We start from the raw sequence: 25,561 nt of genomic DNA, 5'->3' as shown, positions 1-25,561 counted from the left end.
ATCAGGACTGAGAGATGCTCCAAGAGCCTTTATTTTATGCTTGCAACAATATTCTCCTCTATACTATCTAGAATTTTTTTCAATAATTATAATAATATAGATCATACATACAATTTACTTAATCGTTAAAGTTAAAATCTAATGAACCGAATCTAATAAACCTACTTAAAAAATGAATAGCCCAATAATGTAATTGTTAAACAAAAATATAAGGATAGCCTATGAAACTATAAATAACACATCTGTGAGAAAGATAACACATCTTTCTATCAAAGCCTTTTACTAGTTGAGTAAAATTTGCTAGTAATGTACTTTAGAAGTATAGAGATACTTCGTTTGATAAATTTCAACTTTAAATATTAGAAACACTATGAAATATAAAGTTTATTTATTAGCATTCAGTGCCTTTTTATTGACATCAATATGCACTAATGCCCGAAATGTAGGAGACAGTCCCTTGGTAGATATATCCAAGGATTTGGAAAGATCTACCTATGCTGATGGTAACTCTGGTAAAGAAATAAATCAGGAGAAAAAAATATCAGTCAAGGGTAAGATAATTGATAGTAACGGAGAAGCTATCATTGGTGCTGCAATTATAGAACAAGGAGTTCCAAATAATGGAACTATTTCAGACTTGGATGGAAATTTCACACTTACTGTTAGCAATAATGCTACTTTAGAGATTACATATGTCGGATATGTAACTCAGCGTATACAAGCTGTTGAAGGTCAAGATTTGGTCATTACGTTACGAGAAGATCAACTTCTTTTAGATGAGGTTGTAGTTGTTGGTTATGGTCAACAGAGAATCTCTACAGTTACAGGTTCTGTATCGCAGATTAAGACAGATAAGATTACTGTAGCACCACAAGGTAATGTGACTCATACCTTAGCGGGACAATTGCCGGGCTTGGTTACTAAGCAGAGCTCTGGTATTCCTGGAGCTGACGATGCCAGTTTGAATATCCGTGGTTTCGGGTCCCCTCTTGTTATTGTAGATGGTATAGAAACAAGTTTAAATAATCTGGATGCCAACCAAATTGAGACCATTTCTATTTTGAAAGATGGGGCCGCTTCTATTTATGGGGCGCGAGCTGGTAGTGGAGTTATCCTGATCACAACAAAACGCGGACATCAATCTAAACCAACTGTAACGGTGAACAGCTCTCTAACTTGGCAGGGATCAACTAAGGTTATCAGACCGGGAAGTGCAGCAGAGCGTGCACAGTTCGAAGTTGACAAATGGATATACGCCGGCAATGATCCGGCTGAAGTTCCTTTTACTTCAGAAGATATCCAGATGATGAAAGACGGAACACATCCTAAGTACTATAATACCGATTGGTTCGATGCTTCAATACGTCGTTTTGCCCCTCAGCAAAACCATAATGTGACTCTTTCTGGTGGAACAGAGAAGGTGAAATATTATGGATACTTTGGTTACAATACACAGGAAACAATCTTGAAGAAGAACGGAGGAAATTATGATCGTTACAACTTCCAGTTAAATGTGGACGCTAAAGTTACCGACCGACTTTCTATTGCAATGGATATGCAGCACTATAGAGAACAACGTTACTATGCAGCAGGAGCAGATGGTGTAGGTACAAACAATAACTTCTGGAAAGATTTGATCTACGGGGCGGATCCTATGTTTGCTTTATCATTACCGGATGAAACTAAGTTTGCATACGCTGGAATTCCTTATGGGAGTCCGGTATGGGCTACCAACTCAGAATTGAGTGGCTATCAAGATAAACGCAACAATACAACTCAATTTAGAGGTGAAGTTAAATACGATTTTAAACATGTACCGGGATTAAATGCCAAAGGCGTAGTCATATATCGCAACAGTGCATTCGATCAGAAAGTGGTAAAAAAACAAGAAGACTTTTATACATACAGTGCCGAGACTGATGCATATACTTTTGTAAGAAGTTCTCAGGATCCTCAATCCTTGAGTAGAGCAACTAACGATGCGACCAAAATAGTACAACAATACTCATTGAACTATAGCAATGTATTTGCTGATGTACATAATGTGACAGGATTGTTCTTGTACGAACAACAAGAAGAAAGTTTTAAAGACTTCAATACATCCAGAGGTGGCTATAACTCTATGATACTTGAAGAATTCTTTGCAGGAGACCCTTTAACAGCAGCAAATTACTCATCAAGTTCTAAAGTGGGACGCGTATCTTGGATTGGGAGATTAAATTATAGTTATATGGATCGCTATATGATCGAAACAATCTTAAGAGCTGATGCTTCTTCATTTTTCCCTGACGGACACAGATGGGGGTATTTCCCAAGTGTATCATTAGGATGGAATATTTCGAACGAAAACTTTATGAAAGCTTATGATGCTGTTGATAATTTGAAACTTCGCTTGAGCTATGGTCAGGCTGGTAATGATGGTGTTGGACGATTTGCTTACTTGGCAGGCTATACATATGATGCGACGTATACTATTGGTAAAGACCTCATCTCAGGGTTGATCCCTTCCAGTCTACCAAATCCTAAACTGACATGGGAAGAAATGTCGACCTACAATGCTGGGATAGACTACTCTTTCTTCAATCGTAAATTATATGGAGAGTTTGATTTCTTCTACCGTGAACGCTCGGGAATACCGGGAAGAAGATCCAATTCAATCCCTTCCAGCTTTGGAGCAATACCTCCGGAAGAAAATTTGAACAGCATGGGAACAATGGGTTTTGAATTGAGAGTAGGTACAAGTGGTAAATTTGGAGATGTAGGTTATGATATTACAGGTAATATTGCACGTTCGAGATCTAAATGGATAGACTATGATGAAGCGAGCTATACCGACCCGGATGAAGAAAGACTTTATAAGAATAGCGGACGCTATACCGACCGTCGTATAGGATATGTTTTTGACGGACTATTTACAAGTCAGGATGAAATCAAGAATTGGGATAAAACTTTTGACCAGTTAAACAACGATAATTCATCGCTCAGACCTGGGGATGCGAAATACAAAGACCTGAATGGAGATGGAGTAATCAATTGGCGTGACCAAACAGAGATAGGTAAAGGAGCTGAGCCTCATTGGACTTTTGGTTTCAATATCAATCTGAATTATAAGAATTTTGATTTCTCTGCATTGTTACAAGGAGCATTTGATTATACAACATATATTGATCTGACTGGAGGTTATACAGAACTACAATTCAAAAACTATTGGAATGAAGAAACTAATAACAAAGCAGACGCTTTGCTTCCAAGACCCAATGGTTCTTCTACAAATTGGTTCTATTCAGATTATCGTAATCATAATACAACCTATTTACGCTTGAAAAATTTGGCTGTAGGGTATCAAATTCCTCAAACAATCCTAAACAGAACAGGGATAGATAGATTGAGATTTTATGTTGCAGGTACTAACTTGTTTACTCTTAATTCACTAAATAAGTTTGGAGTTGACCCTGAGATGCCGGAAGGTTACGGTGCAGGTATCTATTATCCACAGCAATTTACTTTAAGTATTGGTTGTAATCTAACATTTTAATTTAGTAGAGGTATGAAAAAGAAATTTTATATAGCTATAGTAGCGTTAGCTACAATGACAATGACATCTTGTTATGATGTGTTGGAACAGAGTCCAACAGACAGGTATACAGATGCCGTGGTATGGGATGACCCTTATCTGTTAAGTGCTCACTTAGCTGAGTTATATGCATGTACTCCGGTTATGGTTCAAGATGCAGTTTGCTTAATGAATACATGGAATGGAGCTCCTATGAATGTCGATGATAATAGTTGGGGAGCAATCATGGGTTTTAGCGTGCAGATGGAAGGTACAGTTCGTACAATTGAAATTTCAGATGAGGCTAAATATAATTTTGGAGGGCAAGCACATATATTAGGCGTGAAAGAAAATGGAATACAAGCAAACGGAACAGAGTTGCAGTGGTGGGGAAACTCTTATTATACTATTCGTAACCTAAATAACTTTATTCAAAAAGCAGGAGAATCAAGTATAGATAAAGTAGAAGAACGAATTGGAGAAGCTCGCTTCTTAAGAGCATTCTGTTATTTCGCTATGGTAAAACGCTATGGAGGAGTTCCTCTTATTACCGATGTACAATCATTGGATGATGATGAATCGGTCTTATATCCAAAGAGAAATACAGAGAAAGAGGTGTTTGACTTTATTCTTCAGGAAACGAAAGAAATAGCTGAAATTCTTCCTTCGAAGACAGATGCAGGACGAGCCAGCAAATGGGCTGCTTTAGCCCTTAGAAGCAGAGCTGCATTATATGCCGCAAGTGTTGCTCAATTTGGAAAGCAACAACTAGATGGCATTTTGGGGTTCCCTGCAGGAGATGCAGCTAAATACTATGAGATATGTTATGAGGCTTCCAATGAAATCATGACTAAAAGTCCTCATGGGCTTTATAATGAAGATCCTGATAAAGTGGAAAACTTTAAGAATATCTTCTTGAAGAAAGGGAATATCGAGGCTATTATGGTGAAACAACATAGTGGAAAAGGCTTCCAAGATGGAGGTAGCAACAGATGGTCTTGGGATATGGTACAATGCCCTCGTCCTAATGTGTGGGGAGTAGGGAATTATAATGGCCCGTATTTAGAACTGGTAGAATCATTTGAATACAAGGATGGCCGATCTGGTGTGATTGATCGTGAAGCTGCAAAAAAACGCTTATGGACAATGGACGAGCTTTGGGGTGATAAGGATCCTCGTTTCTTCGCTTCCATATGGACAAACGGTACTTCATGGCCGGGAGCTGTCGGTGGTGTTTTGGGCGAAAATACGATCGATATGCATAATGGTATTATGTCTAAAGATGGGAAATTGATTGATGGACGTAATGATTCATATGAGGGAGTTCCTGCTATTGGAGACCAATTAGTTCGCTTCAAAGAGGGAAATACACCAAATACAGGCTTCGGTGTGATGAAGTATCTTGATAAAGAGGCCAATAATTTCAATTGGTTCAGCGAATCTACTACCGACTATTTGATTTTTCGTTATGCAGAGATTTTGTTGAATTATGCAGAAGCCGCATTTGAATTAGGTAAAACAGGTGATGCACTGAATGCAATCAATCAGATTCGCGATCGCGCAGGAATTTCAAAATTAGGTTCTGTTGATAGAGAAAAAATACGAAACGAAAGAAAAGTAGAGCTAGTTTTCGAAAATCACCGTTATTGGGATTTAAGACGATGGAGAACAGCTGTTAAGGATCTGACTCGTACTTATTCAGGCTTGCGTTATATTTATGATGCAGCTTCAGGCAAGTATCGTCTTGATTTTATCGATAATATAGATGGAAGAGCCCAGACTCCAACTTTCCCTGAGAAAAATTATTATTTCCCTATTGGTCAAGGACGTATTGCGGCTAATCCAAACCTAGTGCCAAATCCAGGATATTAGTCTTTGAAATACTGATGTTTACTGAATGTAATAATCTTATAAAACGAGATATTATTTTAATAAATTCGTTATATTCGTTTGATGCTCAATAACGACAACTTTATCAGAAATTATATTCGGTAAACATCAGTCTCTTATTTAAACCTTGATCTAATGAAAATCGGCTGATTTAGATGAATCATAAACACAGGTGTAATGGGACACAAGATATCAAAAGGAAGAAAATCAATATTTGTATAATTTAATAATAAGAGTGATGAAGAGATATCTATTAGGAGTGGATATAGGTGGCACAAAATGTGCAGTAAACTATGGCTATGAAGAAGACGATAACCTATATATTGTAGATAAAATTAGGTTCGAAACAACTACAGTTGATAGAACTTTAGAGGATATATTAAAAACAATAGAGTTATTGATCGAAAAACATCAGCTTACAGCCAAAGATATTTGTGCCATAGGTATTAGTAGTGGGGGACCACTAGATAGTACAACAGGGGTGATCATGTCTCCTCCTAATTTGATAGGTTGGGATAATATCCCAATTGTAAACATAATCGAAGATAAATTTGGAATAAAGGCCTTTTTGCAGAATGATGCAAACGCATGTGCATTAGCTGAATGGAAATTCGGATCAGGGAAAGGTACTCGCAATATGGTTTTTATGACATTCGGTACCGGGTTGGGAGCCGGACTTGTCATCGATGGGAAACTATATACCGGAACAAATGATAATGCCGGAGAACTGGGACATATCAGGCTTGCTCATTATGGCCCTGTAGGATATGGGAAATCAGGTTCTTTTGAGGGGTTTTGCAGTGGTGGAGGAATAGCTCAGATAGCTAAAATCCTGGTACTCGAAAAACTTCAGATGGGAGAAGAAGTTAGCTGGTGTACTCGCGAACAACTAGAATCAATTACTGCTCAGAAAATAGCAGAAGAGGCTAATCGCGGAGATGAACTTGCATCTGAAATATTTAGAATATCAGGTGAGAAATTAGGAGAAGGACTTTCTATTCTGATCGATATTTTAAATCCTGAGGTAATTGTCATTGGAAGTATTTTTACCCGATGTTCAGAATTGTTACGGCCTCATATGCAATCTGTAATAGATAGAGAAGCACTTCCGCTAGCAAGCCGTGCTTGTAGAGTAGAAGTTTCTAAACTAGGAGAAAATATTGGCGATTATGCAGCTCTATCAGTAGCTGCTAATTCGTTGTAACAAAAAATATAAATATAAGACTATGAAAACCAAGATAACAGTAATAGTATACTTATGCCTAAGTATTGCATTCTTTTTCTTGTCATCATGCGAAAGCAATAATGAAGTAAAGAATCCTACAATAGGAAACATCAGTATAGGAGCTAAGAATATTAACAATCTGGAAGCGATGGGTGCGGAGCTTGATCCTCACTTCTTTTCTCAGAACTTAACTCGTAACGATGGCTCTAAAGAATCCGATTGGCAGTTTGTTGTTGATCGGGTGAAAGCGATGAAGATTAAGAAATTCAGAATCATGGCACAGCCTCAGTGGTATGAACCTATAAACGATAATTCTGATCCTCATACAACAGATTTAAGCAAATTTACCTTTGAATCTGCTGAAATGAAATCTTTATATAAAGTATTGGATCTGGCTCAAGAACAGAATATGGACGTGTGTATTGTTGTATGGGGATGCCCTACGTCTGTTCGTTTGCTTGACCCTGATTATGCCCATGTCAAAACATGTTTTATGGCAGACCCTACAAAGACTGGTGTGTGGATAACCGGACCAACAGACTATGATGAATGGGCAGAGAACTATTCTGTACTAATTAAACATTTAGTAGAAACGAAAGGCTATACATGTGTAAATGAAATAACACCAATGAACGAGCCTGACGGAGGTCCATTGTTGGATGAGGTGGAGTATGTGAAAATGGCAAAGGTATTGGATGCCCGTTTCAAAAAAGATGGACTTCGAGATAAAATAAGATTCAACTTATCGGACAATACAGATACAAGAACATTTTATTTAGAGGCTTGTGCTGCAAACCTTCAAAATGAAGCAGATATTTTCAATTCACATACATATATTTTTGGATACGAAACTCCTAATAAAGTAATACAAGATTGGGAGAAGAATAATGTAGCAATAGCAGCATCTGCAGGTAAAAAGCATTTAGTTGGCGAATTTGGTTCTAATCAGTGTGTGGGAGCTACAAGACAAACTGATATTGATTTGTACGAAAGAGGTGTGTTAATGACTCGTTTGGTATTGAACTTCCTGAACTCAGGGGCTTGCGGTGTTAGCTATTGGAGTCTGATTGATCAATATTACGGAAAAGATGCAGGTTATCAGGAAATGCAGCAGTTAGGACTTTGGAAATATCTGAAAGAAATATATAAGCCAGATCCAGATGTATATAATAGCATTAAGGAAGATTACGAAGTACGTCCTCAATATTATTCTTATACTTTATTGACACGCTTTTTGACTCCGGATTCTGAAATTTATCCTATTGATTTAGGTAAAGATTTCGCCATCGGAACAGCCTTTAAGGATACTGAAGGAAAATGGACATATGTATTTGCTAATGGTAGTAAACAAGAAGAACGCTTTATGTTTATTAATCAAGGGGTTAATTCTTCGTTTGATTGTTATGTATATGCAGAAGATGCACTGCCTGTAGGCGATAATCTGGTAGAATCTAAAGAACAGGTGAAGGCCAATAAAGCCGGACTCGCTGTAACGCTTAAGCCTCAGACAGTAGTTCTTTATAGACAGAAATAACCGAAAATATCTAAAAACAGATACTATGGAAAGAAAATCCTCAAAATTGGCTGTCTTCGCCGTAATGTTCGGATTCTTCGTTATGGGGTTTGTGGACATTATCGGCATGGCAGTTAATCATGTCAAAATAGATTTTCAATTAGATGATACATTGGCGAATTTGCTGACGATGTCTTGTTTCTTTTGGTTCTTGGTACTTTCAATACCTACAGGGATGTTGATGAACAAAATTGGAAGGAAGAATACTGTCCTTATTAGCTTTGTATTACATATCATTGCTCTGTGCATTCCTCTTATTTCTTATGATTTCGTTTCCATTTTGATTGCTTTTGCAGTTATAGGAGCAGGGAATACATTGCTACAGGTGTCTCTGAACCCATTGGTAACAAATGTTGTAAGTAAAGAAAAGCTGACAGGTACACTCACTCTTGGGCAATTTGTTAAAGCAATATGCTCTTTCCTGGGGCCTGTTTTAACCAGTTGGGCTTCAGGAATGGCTTTTGGTTGGAAACTCATTTTCCCGATATATGCAGTAACGTCACTTATAGCTTTAGTTTGGCTATGGCTGATCCCGATAAAAGAAGGGGAAAGGAACAGAAGTGTTTCTATTGGAGATACGCTGTCACTTTTTAAAGATAAATATATCATTACTTTCTTCATTGGAATTTTAGTTTTGGTTGGCGTTGATGTCGGTATTAATACGACCTTTCCTAAGTATCTAATGGAACGTTGTTCCCTTGAATTGGATGAAGCAGGGTTAGGAAATAGTGTTTATTTCTTTGCTCGTACAATAGGGGCATTCCTAGGTGGTATTATTTTGCTGAAATACACCGAAATAAAATTCTACATATACAGTGTTTTTGTTGCGGCTATCGGTTTAGCTGCTATGCTCCTGACAAATAATTTGTGGATAATTCTTGGCAGTGTTGCTGTCTTTGGTCTGGGTTATTCCAACTTATTTGCCATAATATTCTCATTATCGCTCAAGCGTATTCCTGCTAAAGCAAATGAAATATCAGCATTATTAATAATGGGGGGTTCGGGAGGAGCTTTAATCCCTCCTATACTCGGAGTAGTATCAGATTGTTTTAACACTCAGGTAGCGGCTCTAGCGGTGCTGATTATCGTATGGATCTATATGATTTGGCTAATCAGCAGAATAAAAAAGATAGGTAATATTAAAGACGCTTAAATAGAGAATTATGTATAAAAGATTATTGGTGAATACAACTATACTTCTTTTCCTTTTAGGTTTATTGGGTACTGATTGGGTCGCAGCTCAGCAAAAGAAAACGTATACAGCCAATCCTGTACAAATATCTCAATGGATAAACTCTACTTTTGCCCGAGGTAAAACTCCTCCGTTCTCATTTGTATATGATGGAGTAGAATCTAAAAACGTTATAAGATCATGGTCTTTTACCTCAAATAAGCTAAGAAGTGAAGATCCCAACGTGTTAAAATATCGCTTTACTTACGAAAGTAAACGAACCGGACTAAGGATTGATTGCGATGTGGATGGATATACCGACTTTAATGCGGTAAAATGGGTATTGTACTTTACGAATATCGGGGATGGGGATTCTAAAACGATCTCAGATCTTAAGGTGATCGACCTTGATTTTGAGTATGTTAAAAGTGGGGATTTTATTCTTCATTCAGCAGAAGGGAATCATATCTCTAAAGCAGATTTTCATCCTCGCTCAAGAGTTATGGCTGTAGGTGAAAATATTCAAATAGCCCCAGAAGGAGGACGTTCATCGGAAGTTGCATTTCCCTTCTTTAATATAGAGTCTCCGGCTGATCAGGGTTTTATTTTTGCAGTTGGCTGGTCTGGTACATGGGGAAGTGATTTTGTGAAAAAATCAGATAAAAGCATCACTGTAAAGTCAGGTATGAAACGTTTCGAGAGCTATTTAAAGTCTGGTGAGACGATTCGTACACCTAGTATGTGCTTGATGTTCTGGAATTCTAAGAATCGAATTGATGGGCATAACAAATTCAGAAGATTTGTATTAGCTCATCAAAGTAGGAAAATTGACGGGAAATTTGCAAAATATCCTCTTTCTAGTGGTTTTAACTATAGAGATCCGGCACCATGTACAGAATACTCTTGTCTGACAGCAGACTATGCAATAGCCATGATTCGCAGATATACTCAATTTGGCTTAGTACCCGAAGTTTATTGGCTAGATGCGGGGTGGTATACAGGAGCGTCAAATTTCGAGAATGGACAAACTTGGGCTAATACTGTCGGCAATTGGACTGTTGATAAATACCGATTCCCAAATGGATTGAAACCAATATCGGATGAGGCACACAAAGTAGGTGCAAAATTTATGGTGTGGTTCGAACCAGAAAGAGTAATAAGAGGAACTCAATGGGCAGAAGAACACCCTGAATGGATGTTGGATATTCCGAATAGCAATAAAGATACTTATCTGCTATTTGATTTAGGAAATGAGGATGCTCGAAAATGGATGACCAAGTGGATTATTGATATGATGCATGAGAATGGAATTGATTATTATCGGCAAGACTTTAACATGCAGCCGGATATTTACTGGGAAGCTAACGACGAGCCCGGACGTGCAGGGATTAAAGAGATTCGCCATATAGAGGGATTATATGCTTTTTGGGATGATTTATTGAAAGAATTTCCAAATATGTTGATAGATAACTGTGCCAGTGGAGGACGTCGTCTCGATTTAGAAACAATATCCCGAAGCGCTCCTTTGTGGAGAAGTGATTATTATCATTACGATGATCCGGATGGATATCAGGGACACACTTATGGGTTAAACTACTTTTTACCTTTACATGGAACCGGTATTTTGCAAACAGATAAATATTCGTTCCGTTCTAGTATGAGTAGTGCACTGATATACAATTGGAAGATAACAGATAAACATGTGTCTTATGTTGATATGCAAAGCTGTTTGAATGAATATGCAGATATACGTTCCTATTATTACGAAGATTATTATCCGCTTGTCGGCATAGAAGATATTACCCGTGATAATATATGGGTTGCCTATCAGTTGCATAAGCCTTCGGACGAAAGTGGTGTTGTTGTAGCTTTCCGTAGAGAGAAATGCAATGAAGATAAGCTGACTGTCAAGCTGGGTGGAGTCCTAGCCGATAAGAGTTATATTATAACGAATAAAGATAATAGCGATTTCAAGGTAATAAAGACAGGAAAAGAACTGTCAGAAGGTTTTGATCTGAAGATAGATAATCCGAGGGGTTCGTTGCTATTGCATTATACGCTTGTTAACTAAAAAACATAGAAATGAAAAAATACAGTGTCATATATATACTTCTTTTGGCTTTCCTTGTTTCATCACCATTATTAGGACAAACTACATCTAAGTTTGAAAAGGATGAAGTTGAAATTTCTAAATGGGTAAAAGGAAACTTTAAAAAAGGGAAGATCCCTCCGTTTTCATTTGTGTATGACGGAAAATTGTCTAGTGATTTTATCAAGAAATGGAAGTTCTCTTCTCAAATGTTAGGGGAAATAGAAAAAGATATTTTCAATAATATTTATACTTGGCAAGATAATGAGACTAAAATGAAAGTGGTCTGTGATGTTCGATATTATCCAAGCTATAAAGCGGTAGAATGGGTCTTGCGTTTTACGAATGAATCATCGGCTAATTCTCCTACAATCGAGAAGGTGAAAGTGATTGATATGAATTTTCAATACGAAGCTAATGATATAATATTACATTATGCTGACGGAACTCATGTATCTAAAGCAGACTTTCATCCACGGAAGAAAATCCTCAAGAGTGGAGAATCTTTTGAAATCTCACCTCAAGATGGACGTTCTTCAGATAACGCATTTCCGTTTTTTAATATAGAATCGGGCTCAGGTCAGGGTTTTATGTTTGCAGTTGGTTGGTCGGGAACTTGGTATTCTCAGTTCGAGAAACAATCGAATAACAGCATTTCTTTCAATTCCGGAATGAAATGGTTGGAGACTTATTTGAAGGCGAATGAGACTATTCGTACTCCAAGTATCTGTTTATTATTCTGGAAAGGTGAAGATCGTATGATCGGACATAATGCATTTCGTCAGTTCATGATTCATCATCAGGCACCTAAGGTAAATGGTAAGCCGACAGTATATCCAGTATCAACAAGTTTCAATTATGGAGATCCTCATCCTTGTAATGAATATACCTGTCTGACTACCGACTATGCGCTTGCCATGATTAATAGATATAAATACTTTAAGTTAGTGCCGGAAGTGTTTTGGCTAGATGCAGGCTGGTATATAAAAGCAAATCAAGTAGAGAATAATAAAAACTGGGCCAACACGGTAGGTAACTGGGAAGTAGATAAAACGAGATTCCCGGGAGGATTGAGGCCAATATCTGATGCAGTTCATGAAGTCGGAGCTAAGTTTATGGTTTGGTTCGAACCCGAAAGAGTGATAAAAGAGTCTAATTGGGGTAGAGAGCTGCGAAAATATATGCTTGACGCCAAGGGAACAGATGCTTATTTGTTTGATTTGGGCAATAAAGAAGCGCTCGATTGGCTCTGTAAGTTCATTGGAGACTTTATGGAAGAAAATGGGATCGATTATTATCGTCAAGACTTTAATATGAGGGTTGATAATTATTGGCGCGAGAATGAAGAGCCGGGAAGAACTGGTATCAGAGAGATTCGTCACATAGAAGGATTATACGCTTTCTGGGATTATATTCTGAAACGATTTCCTGAGTCGCTAGTTGATAACTGTGCCAGTGGAGGACGACGTATCGACTTTGAATCGATGAAGAGAAGTGCGCCAATGTGGCGTACCGACTATCATTACGGTGAGCCTATAGGATATCAGAGCCATACTTATGGTCTAAATTTCTTTCTGCCACTGACAGGAACGGGTGTAGAGAAAAGTGATAAGTTTACATTCCGTTCCAGCTTAGGTACTTCAGTCATATTTAATTGGAAGATAACCGAAGGATCGTCTTCGTTTACTGAGATGCAAAGGTGTTTTAAAGAGTTTATGAATCTGAGACCTTATTTCTATGAAGATTATTATCCACTGACTTCTTATGAAGATATGACTACAGATGATATCTGGCTTGCTTATCAGTTACATAGGTCTTCTGACGATACAGGTGTGGTGGTTGCTTTTAGAAGGGAACAAAGTCCGGATGAAACTATAACAGTGAGACTGTCGGGTGTAGATGTAAAGAATACATATAAGGTGACGAATCAGGATACTAATGAAACTGTGGAGAAAACAGGAGAAGAACTTAAAAATGGCTTAAGATTGACCTTGCCTGATAAAAGATCTTCTCTTATCCTTACATATAAGAAATAAGCATACATGAAAACAGGTAGTACTATACTTGTTGTTTTAAATTCATTCTTTTTTTGAGATACAGCAAGATGGGAGATCTTGCTGTATCTAATTTTTTATTACAATTTAAATGTTAATACTTTAATATATACGACGATGAAAGAGATCATAAATAATAGTCTAAATGAGGCTTTGGCTGTTTTACAAAAGTTCATAGATAAATCAAGAAATACGGAGCTTATTGAACAAGCAGCAACAATGATGGCTGACTGTTTAGCTAAGGGGAATAAAATAATAACATGTGGTAACGGTGGGTCTATATGTGATGCAGCACACTTTGCAGAGGAACTGACAGGGCGATTTAGAAGAAATAGGAAGCCATATTCTGCAATAGCAATAAATGATCCTGCTTATTTAACATGTGTGGGGAATGATTTCTCTTTTGATGAAATTTTTTCTCGCTTTGTGGAAGGAGTAGGTCGTGAAGGAGATGTGTTATTGGCAATCAGTACAAGTGGAAATTCGGAGAATGTAGTTAGAGCCGTTCAAAAGGCGAAGCAATTAAACCTAAATGTTGTGGCATTAACTAAAGAGGGAGAGAATATGCTTCAAAAGCTATCAGATGTAACAATTGCTAGTCCGGAAGCTCCATTTTCGGATAGAGTACAAGAGATACATATTAAAGTTATCCATATATTAATTCAATTGATAGAAGCTAAGCTAGGACACTAAATAATAGTTCAATTGACTCTTTGATGATAAATGGAGGTGGTTAACTTGATAGTTTTTCCACCATTTTTGTGTACTTAATTCGAAAAATTATATCCATACTTGAAACTGCTACATAGATTATACATATTTGCAATTTGATGCAACACTATTTCTTCGTTATATTTTTGCTACCTTACAGCTCGCTTTAGGTACAGATATTTATATAGTAAGTAGGATATTGACTTGCAAAATATTTATACTCCTCAGATTCATACAGAGATAATATAATCTGATAAAAAAGAATCGATAAGTAAGGTTAGTTTAAAATGAATACAATTATCAAAAATATACGACTCACAAGTCATCAATTGTCAGAACATAAGTTCGATACTCCTAAAGAATTAATTTCATGGATGGGTGCAATACAAGCTCAGGACTTTACTATGGCTAAATGGGCAATTGCTATCAGGTTGAAGTCTTGTACTGAGCAGGAAGTAGAAGACGCATTCAATCGCGGAGACTTCCTTCGCACTCATATCATGCGTCCAACATGGCATTTCGTTTCTTCAGAAGATATCAGATGGCTTCTGAAGCTGACAGGAGATCGAATTAAATTAGCATGGAAATATGCTAAAGATTTGAAAATTGAAGAGCAAGATTTAATAAAATGTTATCGGTTATTAGAGAAGACGTTACGAGACAATAACCATCAGACAAAGGAAGAGATTGCTAAATTATTTGAGCAAGGAGGGTTGGGAGCTACTCCAAGGCATATATACCACTTTATGATGTGGGCGGAAGCTGAAGGAATTATATGTAGTGGCTCATTGAAAGGAGAAAAACAAACATATGCACTATTGGACGAAAGAGCTCCTCAAAGCAAGGACATATCCAAAGACGAAGCATTAGCCAAATTAGCACGACGATATTTAATGAGTCATTCACCTGCTACTCTACAAGATTTCATTTGGTGGTCGGGATTAACAATTAGAGATTGCAGACATGCTTTTGGTTTGATCGAAGATGAATTGATAAAAGATTACTTTGATTCTACAGAACTGTATATCCATAATACTTATAAAGATAATATTCCGTTAGAGGACGAAATACTTCATTTTCTTCCAGCCTACGACGAATATCTCATCAGTTACAAGAATAGAACTAATGTTTTGGACTTGAAACATTATCCCAAAGCTTTCAATAATTACGGAACATTTAAGCCTGTTATATTATACAACGGTCATGTGATGGGTAATTGGAAATCAAAGGGAACTGATTTAGATGTAACCTTTTGGCATGATAAGTTCAAGCCGAATAAAAAGCTACTTACTCAGGCAGAAATGAAATTAAAGCATTATAAAAAAGCTACTGATAAATGAATTATGCTTGTTTATATGAATTTTCGAGCTAAGCTTTCGCAACGAATCGGCATGAACGATATTCATGAAATGATATTCTTAATTCAAGGAGATCATAAAAGGAAGCAAGAACTATACGATTTACTTTTTGATGAAGATGATAAAATATCTTATCAATCGGCTTGGATTATGACCCACTTTTCTTCGGAAGAAAATAAATGGCTACATAATAAGCAGAATGAATTGATTGATGAAGCCTTGAAATGTAGTCATATAGGAAAACGCAGATTAATACTTGCAATACTTTACAGACAGCCATTAGCAAATCCTCCGCGAGTAGATTTTTTAGACTTTTGTTTGGAACGAATGATTTCGAAAACAGAGCCTTTTGGGACACGAGCGCTTTGTATGAAGCTAGCTTATGCACTATGCCGTTCTATTCCCGAGCTGAAACAAGAATTGAAAATCACCCTCGAAATGATGGAAAGTGAATTATCTCCAGCAATACAAGTAACGAAGAAGAACATACTAAAGGTGATGAGAAAAGGAAAAAGCTTACAAAAGTTCTAACCATTTCTACAAATTTTAAACCCAATTAATTGTTAAGGCACATCTATCATTTAATTATTATTGTTCCATTCTGGTATAGCATCAATGCCTCATCTAGTATAGATTTTATCAATTCTATAGGTAAATCTTCGTTTGGATCAATTCTTAGAATTTTCATCCGAGAACGGCTCCCTATTTCCAATTCACGATTCTTAAGAAGTTTTCCTTCGACAAAAAGGATGTATGGTTCACCTGTTTTTCTATCAGTCCAGAGATAACAAAATATCTTTTTCTTATAACAGAAGCAAGGCATTCCATATTTCATTGTTTCTGAAATATTATTATCCTGAGCAAGAATAATATCTCTCAAAGTAAACATGCAACTCTTCTGAGGTTCTTTCTGTTCAATATAATAATTATAGAGGTCGTCGATCATCTCCAAAAGGTTCTTAATGATAAATATTAGCAACACAACGCAATTTAATAAAACCTCATAAATAATCCGAGAATTTCAAGCTGAGTTTACATGTTTTGTTAAAATAAGTGATGCTAGAAAACTAGATACAAAATGAATAATAAGAACTGCAAAATAGAACATCATGGTAAAGCCCTCAATTCTTATTGTTGAGGTGTTTGTGTATAATTTGCTTATTTATAGCGGGTTGTTAGGGTGGGTGAAGGGGATGTTGTTTGATTTTTTGCAAAAAAAGCACCTCTTTTTGCAAGATAAATCCCAGGAAATTCCTTATAAAAATACCTTTGTCGCAAGTCTTTTAATTGACATCAATGGATTAATAAACTTTACAACTTTCAAAAAGATTGAATTAAATTAAGAGAGTATACATACTTCAGTTTCAATTCAATGTCATACACAAAAAAACAGATCAAATGGTTAAACTATGTAGCCTCTTTGTAGGCTTATTTATTATTGTCAACCTGCAGGCTCAAGTAACAATCGGCTCCCTTGAAGCTCCCTCGGATGGAGCCCTGTTGGACTTAAAAGAAGATGCAACTATGGGTGCTAATTCTAAAAAGGGATTAATGCTTCCTAGAGTAAAGCTAACAGATCCTACACTTTTGTATCCGATGTTCGAGACAGTACCTGGAAGTGGAGTTGCTAATGAATATTATAATTCGGATGAAAAAAGGAATTCTGAAAATCTTAATCACATAGGGCTTACAGTATACAATTTGAGTAATTGCGATAAAAAGTTTAATAAAGGAGTTTATTCTTGGGATGGAAGCAGATGGAATCAACTCCTTAATATCCCTATTTTAGGAACACCTAGTATTTCAACTAATTATTCTAAAGATTTTATTGAGATTCCCAGCGGATTGGATGCTAGAGTAATGACCTCTCCTTTTACTTTTACAGCAACTACTATTAGCGATGGTATGACTCTAAATACAAAAGGGGAATATACTAATTACGAAACACTATTTTCGCCCATGCCTTGGACCAATAACGGGCAAAAAACAATAGGTAGCAGCTCCGATGGATATAACTTAGAGGTAAACTCAATGGATGACTTAATAAGTTTTCCTAATATAAAACCTAATGCAACCAAACCTGTAAAGCCTTGGTATAGTAGACAATGGGAATTAATATATATGCCAGATCCGAATGAATGTGGTCCAGGAACACCAAAAACGATTATATTAAACCAAACTAACTATGCTATCAAAGTTGGAGATTTTGTCAATAGTATTACCTACTCTTTTTATAACAGAAGCGATTTTGGAAGTGCCAAACAAGGTAGCTTTCCTGTATCAAGTAATGTAAAGTGGACAACAGAAGTGCGTGGATTAGAAGATGGTAACCTTGTCAGCGTAACTCCTGCTATAGGTGTAGAGCACGGATCTAACAGAAATGATGGTACTAAAGAAGATTTGGCTGGAGATTTTTCGTTCATATTAAATCTTCCTCAGACAACTCCAAAATACCACAAAAATGAAGTGGTCTTTAAGGATGCTAACACTGATGTGAAAAGAGCAAAAGATATTGTTGTTACTTTTATTAACTGTACCAATGAAGAACCTACCTTAGAAGAGTGGAAGGTAAGAGCCGGAGTAGATGCTCTTGCCGAAGGAGTTGCTCATCCCATAAGCACTATAGCATGGCACAAAGACCAAGGAGGACGGACTTTTTTCTCTGCAGACTTTGGATCAGCAGGACGCTGGATGATTAATAACTTAGCTGTAGACAAATATGATACCAGAAGATCTGACGGCTCTACTATTGATGCGCGAGACATATTGGAACGTAAATATTTAACAGGAACAGCTCCGGAGGTAGCTTATGATCCTTCTTATGTATTCCCTACTGACCAAGCTGCAGAAATAGCAAACATAGATGATGATGCTGTATTCCAAAGCAATCAACGATATGGATATATGTATAACTGGACAGCCATATCCAAAAATAGAGATGTTATTTTTGATGTACAAGCTCCAGATCCTATAACAGGTGATACTGGACACAGATATGTAGACCTTCCTAGCGAGATAGGAACAGATCATGCAAAGATACAAGGTATTTGCCCATACGGATGGCATGTCCCATCGGATAAAGAGTGGACTATTCTGGAAAATGAAATAATTCACAATACTTCCTTCTACAGTAGTACTTCGGATATAGACCCTAATCAAGAAGAGAGATTTAATCCCAATAATACCACAACAAATAGGGAAAATCTAACACATGGGCTTCCAATGAAAGATATGTGCCAGCCATATGGAGATTTTCTTGCTAGTCAACCCGAGGGTACTCGTTTTAAACCGACCCAAGGAACATCTAATATAATGTCTCCTACGACAAGAGCCGGATTCAATTTGCTTTTACCCGGTGTTGCCAGTACAAAGGCAGGTGGAACCATCAGCTTCTTCGGTTGGATGGCAAATTATTGGAGTAGCAGTGTAATAAATAAGGGACAAGTAGTGGGGCGCTTAATGCAATATACAACAGACGTAATGACTAGAGGTCAGCTAGCAAAATCAACATTACTCCCTGTTCGTTGCAAAAAAGACGAATAATTTTATTTCTTTTTTTAAAAGATATCTATAATAGTACGGGGGTAAATACAAAAGGCGACAAACTCTGAACGCGACAAACTGAACGCGAACACTTATAAATAAAGGAGTTAGCCTTGTTTTGTGGGTGATGAGGTGAGCAAACATAATGCGAATTATATGTTAACTCAGTATTAACTGGGGACGAAAATGGAGGGGCTTTATAGCCTCTTTTGTTGTTTTTGGGTGTAAACATAGGCGAGAACTGTTTAAAACGCGGGTGCGACCGTTTAAATGACTTTGATAAAATACTAATAAAACACCATTAAAACACTATTTAATCACTTGCCCTAAAACGTGCAAAATATGGCTTTTTTGACTTAAAAGGGACAAATGGGGGGACAAATGGGGGGACAGAATACCGACTTTTAAGGGCATCATAAAGATACATAACAACGAAAAAGAACACTAAAACCGCTAAAATTACAGTTATCATACCCCTTATGGAATTTATTTAATACATGTAATAGTTTAAATGATAGGTATTTATATGTTTTCAGTCTGTGTAATTCTTGTTTTTAATCAAACCGACAGAAATAAGAGCTCCAAAAAGCAAGATTATAATACCAAACGCATACTGATTGACTAAAATAAGAATGAGCGCAATAATTGAAAATAATATTGCAAAAATGACACCTATTGTTTTACCCGTTTTCCTTTTCATAATTTATAATCTTTTATCCCATACTGTTATAACGAATACTTGCTTTTACAAGGGCTAAGGCTCTGATATTAGACTTTAGTATGTGAACGGGCTGGTGGTTTCCGTTATGGCTTACTAAATAAACATAGTCGTCGCCTTTGTCTGAGCGTTGAATATATTTTATAGTGAGGTATTGTTCACCCTCGACGTCAATATCTATTAAATACATTTCGCCCCAAAAAATATTATTCGGGTCGTGTATTGTCTTATACGCTACTATATCGCCCGATTTTAATATCGGGTACATGCTATCGCCACGCACATATAGCGCCCCGTCGCATTTAGGGGCGTTTGGTATGCTTATTTCTCCTACTGGGTTTTGTGTTATTTGGCTATCAAATAAGGTTATAAGACCCGCCGATGCGTCAATCTCATAAAGCGGTATAAACTGATTATTTAAATTGTAGTCAGTTTTAAGTTTAAAAACTGTTTGAGAGTTTTTGTCGTACTCTTTCAACATTTCACCTTTTCCAGTTATTAGCCAATTCGCATCTAAACGAGTATCCAAGTTTAGAAATTTCTCAACTATTAACAAGCCGACTTTGTCTCGTCCGTTAATAATAGAGCTTAACTGACTACTAGATATGTCAACAAGACCCGAAAGCTCTTTTTGTGTAATCTTGTTTTCTTTTGAGTACCAAGAGCAAAACTCTTTTATCCGATTATTTACCTCCATTAGTTTAGAATATTCTAAATAATTTAGATATTTCTTTGCTTGTTTAGAAATTTCTAAATATATTTGTTGCGATGTTAAGAACAAAGTAAACAATAAAAATACAAATTGTTGTGATTATGCAAACAAAAATTTTCAACTCCGACGAATTAAAAGATTTAAAAATCGCAGTTATCGCGCGTAAACACAAGTGTTCAACTGAATATGTGCGCATGGTATTAACTGGAGAGAGAGAACGAAATACCGAATTAGCTAGAAAGATAGTAAAAGATGCTTGCGATGTATTAGAAATTATTAACCGTGAAACAAAGGTAACGCTATGAATGTAAAAGATTTAAAAATTGACAATGTGTATAACTGTGAAAATCAGCAACACAAAGCGACAATGATGTATTACGGCATGAGCGGCGACAAATACCTCTTTATCCCTTGTCACCCGAAGAAAAGACACTTTAACGGCGTGCCGTGCTATCTAACAGAGAACGAAGTAAAAAAGCAAGTAAAGGCGAGTGTGTAGCTCAGTAGGTTAGAGCGGTAAAGCGTCGGCGGTTCGATTCCGCCCACACTTACAACAAAAAAAGATTTAAGATTATGGAATATTACAAAAATTTACTTTGCGTTTCGGCTAGTTGGTTAGTGGAAAATGATATTCTAACATTAGACAATTATAAGGCACTCGCAAAACGTAAACAAATATACGTTGTACGTCGCGCCAGTCGCAATACTCCAGCGCTGGTGTCTTATGATAGTATGCCCGACCGATTTAAGGAACTCGTAAAAGAGAAAATCGGCGGCGACCCTTACGAGATTGTACAACTTAATCTATTGGACGAATATATCGCCCCCAGCACTGAGGCAAACAATTTCTTTGAAAATTACAGACTGAGCGACGGGCGATATTTGCCAAAACAAACACGTATAGAGTATTTTAATAATGCGCGCATATTGGATGCTATAAAGCGACTTATCGCTGATAAGGTAGCCCCAAAGAAAGTAAAGGGCGGTAAAATGTCGCGCACCTGGGAGAGCATAAACAAGTATGTGCAAGCCTTAGACCGTACCGTGTACCCTCACACTTTGCCCGCTTATCCAGCCAGGCTGAGAGATAGATTTAACCTTTACAAAAAAGAGGGTTTAGAAAGCCTTATACATAAGAATTTTACTAACCAGCACGCGGCTAAAGTGGACGACAATGTAAAAGAAAGCTTAATAATTGAGCTTTTAGGCGACCCGCGCAATTTTGACAATGAGCGTATCGCAAGGCTTTATAATCAAGTGGCTGAGGGTGCGGGCTGGCAGAAAATAACGGGGCACACTATCGCCCGTTACAGAGATAAATACGATTTAGAAATATTTTCGGGACGTCGTGGCTCGGTGGCTATGTACAATACTAAAATGATGCAAGCCAAACGTAAAGCGCCACAAAACCCGCTTTATTTTTGGACGCTTGACGGCTGGGACGTAGAACTCCTTTATCAAAAGCACAACGGTAAAACAATAACTTATCATAATCGCCCGACGGTTGTCGTAGTGTTAGACCCATGCTGTAAATATCCGATAGGTTACGCAGTGGGTACACACGAAAGCCCCGAACTAATAAAGGCGGCTTTACGCAATGCGGCACGCCACACCTCCGAACTATTTGGCAAGATGTACCGTACGCACCAAATACAAGCCGACCGCTACGCAATTAAAGCCTTAACGCCTCTTTATGCGGCTATGGGTAAACACGTAACGCCCGCCCGTGCGAAGAACGCAAAGGCAAAGATAATAGAGCCGTATTTCGGTTATCTGAATAAAACATATTGTCAGCTCCAGCCTAACTGGTCGGGCTTTGGTATTACGTCGAATAAGGACAAACAACCAAACATCGAGTTTTTGAACAAATATAAAAAACACTTTCCCGACTATGATGGGGTATGTGCAATGGTTGAACTTATTATCGAAAAGGAACGCCAGGAAAAACGCGACGAATATCTGAGATTGTGGGCTGAGACAAAAGACGAGAATAAAATCGAGCTATCGTACGAAAGTTATTTATATCACTTTGGCGAGTCAACGGGTCGCAAAAACTTAATGCAAGGCGACGGTTTACACGTAACCATTAAAGGGATAAGACAATCTTTTGACTGTTTCGACCTGGCGTTCCGTCGTTTTGCTTCGACTCAGTGGTCTGTTATGTACGACCCAGCCGACACCGACCGCGTATTGGCTATAAACGACGACGAAACGCTCCGCTTTGTATTGGAAAAAAAGCACATACAACCGATGGCGTTAAAAGACCGCACCGACGGCGACGCCTCAGAGCTTGCGCGCATGAATAGATTTAACGACGAGGTTGTGGACTATGTAACTGACTTTAGAGGCGAAACTGGTGACACCGTGCGCGAGTTCCTAGAGGATAACCCACAACTAAACGGCACACTGGCAAAACTTGTACTTACCGACAGCCAGGGACAACACAAAAACATAAGAAACATAGATGCTGGACGCAAAAGCATTGAGCCCAGTCCCGCCGATATACTGAAAAAACAAGCTGAAAAACGCAAGGCGAAACCGCAAGATATATACGACCTATTTTAAAAACAATTAAAAATAAAATATTATGAATGAATTACTTAAACAGCAAATAAAAGAAGCTTTTAAAAGCTATTGCGAACGTGTAGGCGGACAAAATAAAGCCGCCAGGACTTTAAGAAATGTATCAGCCACTACGGTATCGAATATACTAACGGGTACGCCTGAGAACGGTAAATGGGACTTAATCGCCGACGAAATGTGGCGCAACGTAGCCGCGCAAATAGGCTTTGCGGCTGAAAGCTGGGTAATTACACGTACAACGGTTTATAATATGCTTTACGCTCTTTTGAACGATGCACAAAGCGATATACAAGGCGAAAGCGGTGTACATGCAATTATCGGGCACGCTGGATGCGGTAAGACTGGGACGGCTCAGAAATATGTAAAAGAAAACGCAAACGCTTATCACCTGGTTTGCTCCGAGTATTGGAATAGAAAAACGTTTATGCTGGAATTGCTGGAGGTGATGGGCGAAGATACGTCGGGCTCGGTTAATCAACTGGTGCACCGTGCGGTTAAGACTCTAAAATCGAAAGAATGCCCGCTCCTTATCCTGGACGAAGCTGACAAATTGAGCGACCAGGTGCTTTACTTCTTTATCACGCTTTACAATCAACTGGAGGACTATTGCGGCTTGGTGCTGATGGCTACTGACTACCTGGAAAAACGAATAGATAAAGGGGTTAAAAACAAGCGAAAAGGATATAACGAGATATATAGCCGTGTAGGTCGCCGCTTTATTGAGTTGCCAGGCAACACGTACGAAGATATAGCGGGTATATGCACCGCAAATGGTTTGACTAGCAACGAAGTTTTACAAAGTATAATAAACGATTGTGAGAGCGATTTACGACGAGTTAAGAAGCTAACAAAGGCGAACATCAAGAAAGCCCGTAAAAGTGGCAAATAATCAAAATTAAACACCTTTTGAACGATAATTGAATGATTGAGGCAAACGATAATAAAAAAGCGACAAAATTAAAACGGGCTCTTTCGGTGTCCGATGTTTTGAGCTATCGACCACAAACCGTGCCTATAACGGATAAATGGAAAGATGCTATCGGGTTGCCCGAATTAAAAGGGTCTTGGCTAATCTACGGCGGTAGTGGCGAGGGTAAAACTAGCCTTTGTATGCAGTTCGGTAAACATCTGAGCCAAATAGTAAAGCATAAAACAAAAAAGAATGAAATATACTATCGTACGGCTTATGATTCAATCGAAGAGGGCTTGTCGGCGTCGATACAAGACGCATATATCCGCACGGGTATGTCGGACGTTGCGGGCTGGTTTGACCTCCTGGATAAAGAGAGCATCGACGAGCTACGCATCCGTCTAAAGATGAAACGTTCGCCCGATGTGCTTTTTATCGACTCGGTGCAATACACGGGACTTACGCCGATGCAATACAAGGCTTTTGTTAATGATTTTCCCGATAAGCTTTTCATTTGGTTATCACATGCCGACGGGCTCAACCCCAAAGGCGCACTGGCGCAAGCTATCTACTACGACGCTAACGTGTGTATGCTGGTAAAAGGTTTCAAAGCCTTTGTAAAAAAGAGCCGATACGGTGGCAGTGGTGAGATAGTGATAAGCGAGACAAAAGCGAGAGAGTATTACGAAATATAAAGATTGAGATATGACAAAGATTTATAAACACAATTTTAGTCTGAGGTTACAAGACTTAAGCAAAACGATAAACTTCGTTTTAGAGGACTTTACGAAAAAATACGATTTGACTGTTAATTGCAAATACAGAGTAGAAACGGCGGACGGTAAATGTTTCGATGGCTTTTTCCGTCATTTAAAAGTTTCGGCTTTTCGTAATAACCTAGATGTGTGGTGTTGCTTTTACAAAGTGAAAAAAGACGGTACAAAATCAAAAAATGATACTGGAGTGCACATGTCTAAAATAGTTGATATAACCCTATACCCTTTTTAACAATGACAACAAAAACTAATAACCCGCACGCCTGGCTATTCGCTTATATGCGAAATATACAAGGCAACGAAGATAGAGACGAGGTGCGCAAGGCGCTTGTATTTGATTACTCAAACGGTAAAACTGATAGCCTGGTCGAATTGTACGCTAAGTACCCGCGAGCTTACCAGCAAATGCGCCGAGACTTAAGCCAAAAGAAAAGAGCCGACGATCCGAACTTGGATAAAGCCCGCAAAAGATTGATAGCGGCGATATTTTCAAACCTGGAGCGCCGAAAGTATAAGCCCGACACCGACTACGTTAAGCGCGTGGCATGTAAGGCGGCAAATGTAAACCGATTCAACGATATAGACCTTATGACGCTTAAAGCTCTTTATCGACGGTTTGGCGAAAAGAACGCCGCCACACATAACGCCTGGGCGGATGCGCTCTTAGAAAGTATTGCAGACAGCTAAAAAACAAC

21 protein-coding genes and 1 tRNA gene are annotated in these 25,561 nt (G+C 38.0%); 19 read left to right on the top strand and 3 right to left on the bottom strand.

Annotation, left to right across the window (positions count from 1 at the left end; all coding sequences use genetic code 11):
* The first annotated feature begins 370 nt into the window (after nucleotides 1-370).
* The 10 genes from DHU68_RS00880 to DHU68_RS00835 all read left to right on the top strand — a co-directional run bounded on the left by DHU68_RS00880 (nucleotide 371) and on the right by DHU68_RS00835 (nucleotide 16,155).
* Nucleotides 371-3,535 (top strand): TonB-dependent receptor, encoded by a 3,165-nt coding sequence (locus DHU68_RS00880; protein ID WP_108821088.1) that lies wholly within the window; start codon nucleotides 371-373, stop codon nucleotides 3,533-3,535.
* 12 nt (nucleotides 3,536-3,547) lie between these two features.
* Nucleotides 3,548-5,425, top strand: coding sequence for a RagB/SusD family nutrient uptake outer membrane protein (locus DHU68_RS00875; RefSeq protein ID WP_108821087.1), 1,878 nt, complete (start codon nucleotides 3,548-3,550; stop codon nucleotides 5,423-5,425).
* 256 nt (nucleotides 5,426-5,681) lie between these two features.
* Nucleotides 5,682-6,647: an ROK family protein gene (locus DHU68_RS00870; RefSeq protein WP_108821086.1), complete on the top strand. Its 966-nt coding sequence runs from the start codon at nucleotides 5,682-5,684 to the stop codon at nucleotides 6,645-6,647.
* A gap of 22 nt (nucleotides 6,648-6,669) precedes the next feature.
* Entirely contained in the window at nucleotides 6,670-8,202 is a 1,533-nt protein-coding gene (locus DHU68_RS00865) for a hypothetical protein (RefSeq protein WP_185117483.1), read from the top strand.
* A gap of 25 nt (nucleotides 8,203-8,227) precedes the next feature.
* Nucleotides 8,228-9,394, top strand: a complete 1,167-nt coding sequence (locus DHU68_RS00860; protein WP_108821085.1) for a sugar MFS transporter — start codon at nucleotides 8,228-8,230, stop codon at nucleotides 9,392-9,394.
* A gap of 10 nt (nucleotides 9,395-9,404) precedes the next feature.
* Nucleotides 9,405-11,483 (top strand): glycoside hydrolase family 36 protein, encoded by a 2,079-nt coding sequence (locus tag DHU68_RS00855; RefSeq protein WP_108821084.1) that lies wholly within the window; start codon nucleotides 9,405-9,407, stop codon nucleotides 11,481-11,483.
* An 11-nt stretch (nucleotides 11,484-11,494) separates the two neighbouring features.
* Nucleotides 11,495-13,537: a glycoside hydrolase family 36 protein gene (locus DHU68_RS00850; RefSeq protein ID WP_108821083.1), complete on the top strand. Its 2,043-nt coding sequence runs from the start codon at nucleotides 11,495-11,497 to the stop codon at nucleotides 13,535-13,537.
* Nucleotides 13,538-13,672: 135 nt separating this feature from the next.
* Complete coding sequence (locus tag DHU68_RS00845; RefSeq protein ID WP_108821082.1) at nucleotides 13,673-14,248, top strand: SIS domain-containing protein; 576 nt, start codon at nucleotides 13,673-13,675, stop codon at nucleotides 14,246-14,248.
* Between the two features lie 305 nt (nucleotides 14,249-14,553).
* Complete coding sequence (locus tag DHU68_RS00840) at nucleotides 14,554-15,606, top strand: winged helix DNA-binding domain-containing protein (RefSeq protein WP_185117482.1); 1,053 nt, start codon at nucleotides 14,554-14,556, stop codon at nucleotides 15,604-15,606.
* 15 nt (nucleotides 15,607-15,621) lie between these two features.
* Nucleotides 15,622-16,155, top strand: a complete 534-nt coding sequence (locus DHU68_RS00835; RefSeq protein ID WP_108821612.1) for a hypothetical protein — start codon at nucleotides 15,622-15,624, stop codon at nucleotides 16,153-16,155.
* A gap of 46 nt (nucleotides 16,156-16,201) precedes the next feature.
* On the opposite strand, the gene DHU68_RS00830 is transcribed toward DHU68_RS00835, so the two are convergent.
* On the bottom strand, nucleotides 16,202-16,570 hold the full coding sequence (locus DHU68_RS00830; RefSeq protein ID WP_185117481.1) for a DUF1801 domain-containing protein: 369 nt from the start codon (nucleotides 16,568-16,570) through the stop codon (nucleotides 16,202-16,204).
* A 452-nt stretch (nucleotides 16,571-17,022) separates the two neighbouring features.
* Between DHU68_RS00830 and DHU68_RS00820 the strand changes: the two genes are divergently transcribed.
* Entirely contained in the window at nucleotides 17,023-19,167 is a 2,145-nt protein-coding gene (locus tag DHU68_RS00820; protein ID WP_108821080.1) for an FISUMP domain-containing protein, read from the top strand.
* Between the two features lie 532 nt (nucleotides 19,168-19,699).
* On the opposite strand, the gene DHU68_RS14105 is transcribed toward DHU68_RS00820, so the two are convergent.
* Nucleotides 19,700-19,867, bottom strand: a complete 168-nt coding sequence (locus DHU68_RS14105) for a hypothetical protein (RefSeq protein WP_160111036.1) — start codon at nucleotides 19,865-19,867, stop codon at nucleotides 19,700-19,702.
* 13 nt (nucleotides 19,868-19,880) lie between these two features.
* A complete protein-coding gene (locus DHU68_RS00815; RefSeq protein ID WP_160111035.1) occupies nucleotides 19,881-20,582 on the bottom strand; it encodes a S24 family peptidase in 702 nt (233 codons plus the stop codon).
* Between the two features lie 116 nt (nucleotides 20,583-20,698).
* Between DHU68_RS00815 and DHU68_RS00810 the strand changes: the two genes are divergently transcribed.
* The 8 genes from DHU68_RS00810 (at nucleotide 20,699) to DHU68_RS00775 (ending at nucleotide 25,553) form a co-directional block, all read left to right on the top strand.
* A complete protein-coding gene (locus tag DHU68_RS00810; RefSeq protein ID WP_108821078.1) occupies nucleotides 20,699-20,902 on the top strand; it encodes a hypothetical protein in 204 nt (67 codons plus the stop codon).
* A 26-nt stretch (nucleotides 20,903-20,928) separates the two neighbouring features.
* The gene (locus DHU68_RS00805; protein ID WP_160111034.1) at nucleotides 20,929-21,096 is read left to right on the top strand and encodes a hypothetical protein; all 168 of its coding nucleotides are present in this window, start codon (nucleotides 20,929-20,931) and stop codon (nucleotides 21,094-21,096) included.
* Nucleotides 21,087-21,148 (top strand) — tRNA-OTHER (locus DHU68_RS00800). Before DHU68_RS00805 ends, DHU68_RS00800 begins: the two co-directional genes overlap by 10 nt.
* Nucleotides 21,149-21,170: 22 nt before the next feature.
* Complete coding sequence (locus tag DHU68_RS00795; RefSeq protein WP_160111033.1) at nucleotides 21,171-23,162, top strand: hypothetical protein; 1,992 nt, start codon at nucleotides 21,171-21,173, stop codon at nucleotides 23,160-23,162.
* Between the two features lie 22 nt (nucleotides 23,163-23,184).
* Nucleotides 23,185-24,069 carry an AAA family ATPase gene (locus tag DHU68_RS00790; RefSeq protein ID WP_108821075.1) on the top strand — a complete coding sequence of 295 codons (885 nt, stop codon included), beginning with the start codon at nucleotides 23,185-23,187 and terminating at the stop codon, nucleotides 24,067-24,069.
* A 119-nt stretch (nucleotides 24,070-24,188) separates the two neighbouring features.
* The gene (locus DHU68_RS00785; protein ID WP_160111032.1) at nucleotides 24,189-24,785 is read left to right on the top strand and encodes an ATP-binding protein; all 597 of its coding nucleotides are present in this window, start codon (nucleotides 24,189-24,191) and stop codon (nucleotides 24,783-24,785) included.
* A 10-nt stretch (nucleotides 24,786-24,795) separates the two neighbouring features.
* On the top strand, nucleotides 24,796-25,098 hold the full coding sequence (locus tag DHU68_RS00780; protein ID WP_108821073.1) for a hypothetical protein: 303 nt from the start codon (nucleotides 24,796-24,798) through the stop codon (nucleotides 25,096-25,098).
* 2 nt (nucleotides 25,099-25,100) lie between these two features.
* Nucleotides 25,101-25,553: a hypothetical protein gene (locus tag DHU68_RS00775; RefSeq protein ID WP_108821072.1), complete on the top strand. Its 453-nt coding sequence runs from the start codon at nucleotides 25,101-25,103 to the stop codon at nucleotides 25,551-25,553.
* Nucleotides 25,554-25,561 lie beyond the last annotated feature (8 nt).

Origin of the sequence: Dysgonomonas sp. Marseille-P4361 (assembly GCF_900343125.1) — a bacterium.
In the GTDB taxonomy this organism is placed as follows: domain Bacteria; phylum Bacteroidota; class Bacteroidia; order Bacteroidales; family Dysgonomonadaceae; genus Dysgonomonas.
The sequence above is the reverse complement of the archived record's forward strand: the minus strand, read 5'-3'. Positions and strand labels throughout refer to the sequence as shown.

Coding starts and splice junctions, on each gene's coding strand:
- DHU68_RS00880 (WP_108821088.1), top strand. CDS start 371: ATGAAATATAAAGTTTATTTATTAGCATTCAGTGCCTTTTTATTGACA.
- DHU68_RS00875 (WP_108821087.1), top strand. CDS start 3,548: ATGAAAAAGAAATTTTATATAGCTATAGTAGCGTTAGCTACAATGACA.
- DHU68_RS00870 (WP_108821086.1), top strand. CDS start 5,682: ATGAAGAGATATCTATTAGGAGTGGATATAGGTGGCACAAAATGTGCA.
- DHU68_RS00865 (WP_185117483.1), top strand. CDS start 6,670: ATGAAAACCAAGATAACAGTAATAGTATACTTATGCCTAAGTATTGCA.
- DHU68_RS00860 (WP_108821085.1), top strand. CDS start 8,228: ATGGAAAGAAAATCCTCAAAATTGGCTGTCTTCGCCGTAATGTTCGGA.
- DHU68_RS00855 (WP_108821084.1), top strand. CDS start 9,405: ATGTATAAAAGATTATTGGTGAATACAACTATACTTCTTTTCCTTTTA.
- DHU68_RS00850 (WP_108821083.1), top strand. CDS start 11,495: ATGAAAAAATACAGTGTCATATATATACTTCTTTTGGCTTTCCTTGTT.
- DHU68_RS00845 (WP_108821082.1), top strand. CDS start 13,673: ATGAAAGAGATCATAAATAATAGTCTAAATGAGGCTTTGGCTGTTTTA.
- DHU68_RS00840 (WP_185117482.1), top strand. CDS start 14,554: ATGAATACAATTATCAAAAATATACGACTCACAAGTCATCAATTGTCA.
- DHU68_RS00835 (WP_108821612.1), top strand. CDS start 15,622: ATGAATTTTCGAGCTAAGCTTTCGCAACGAATCGGCATGAACGATATT.
- DHU68_RS00830 (WP_185117481.1), bottom strand. CDS start 16,570: ATGATCGACGACCTCTATAATTATTATATTGAACAGAAAGAACCTCAG.
- DHU68_RS00820 (WP_108821080.1), top strand. CDS start 17,023: ATGGTTAAACTATGTAGCCTCTTTGTAGGCTTATTTATTATTGTCAAC.
- DHU68_RS14105 (WP_160111036.1), bottom strand. CDS start 19,867: ATGAAAAGGAAAACGGGTAAAACAATAGGTGTCATTTTTGCAATATTA.
- DHU68_RS00815 (WP_160111035.1), bottom strand. CDS start 20,582: ATGGAGGTAAATAATCGGATAAAAGAGTTTTGCTCTTGGTACTCAAAA.
- DHU68_RS00810 (WP_108821078.1), top strand. CDS start 20,699: ATGCAAACAAAAATTTTCAACTCCGACGAATTAAAAGATTTAAAAATC.
- DHU68_RS00795 (WP_160111033.1), top strand. CDS start 21,171: ATGGAATATTACAAAAATTTACTTTGCGTTTCGGCTAGTTGGTTAGTG.
- DHU68_RS00790 (WP_108821075.1), top strand. CDS start 23,185: ATGAATGAATTACTTAAACAGCAAATAAAAGAAGCTTTTAAAAGCTAT.
- DHU68_RS00780 (WP_108821073.1), top strand. CDS start 24,796: ATGACAAAGATTTATAAACACAATTTTAGTCTGAGGTTACAAGACTTA.
- DHU68_RS00775 (WP_108821072.1), top strand. CDS start 25,101: ATGACAACAAAAACTAATAACCCGCACGCCTGGCTATTCGCTTATATG.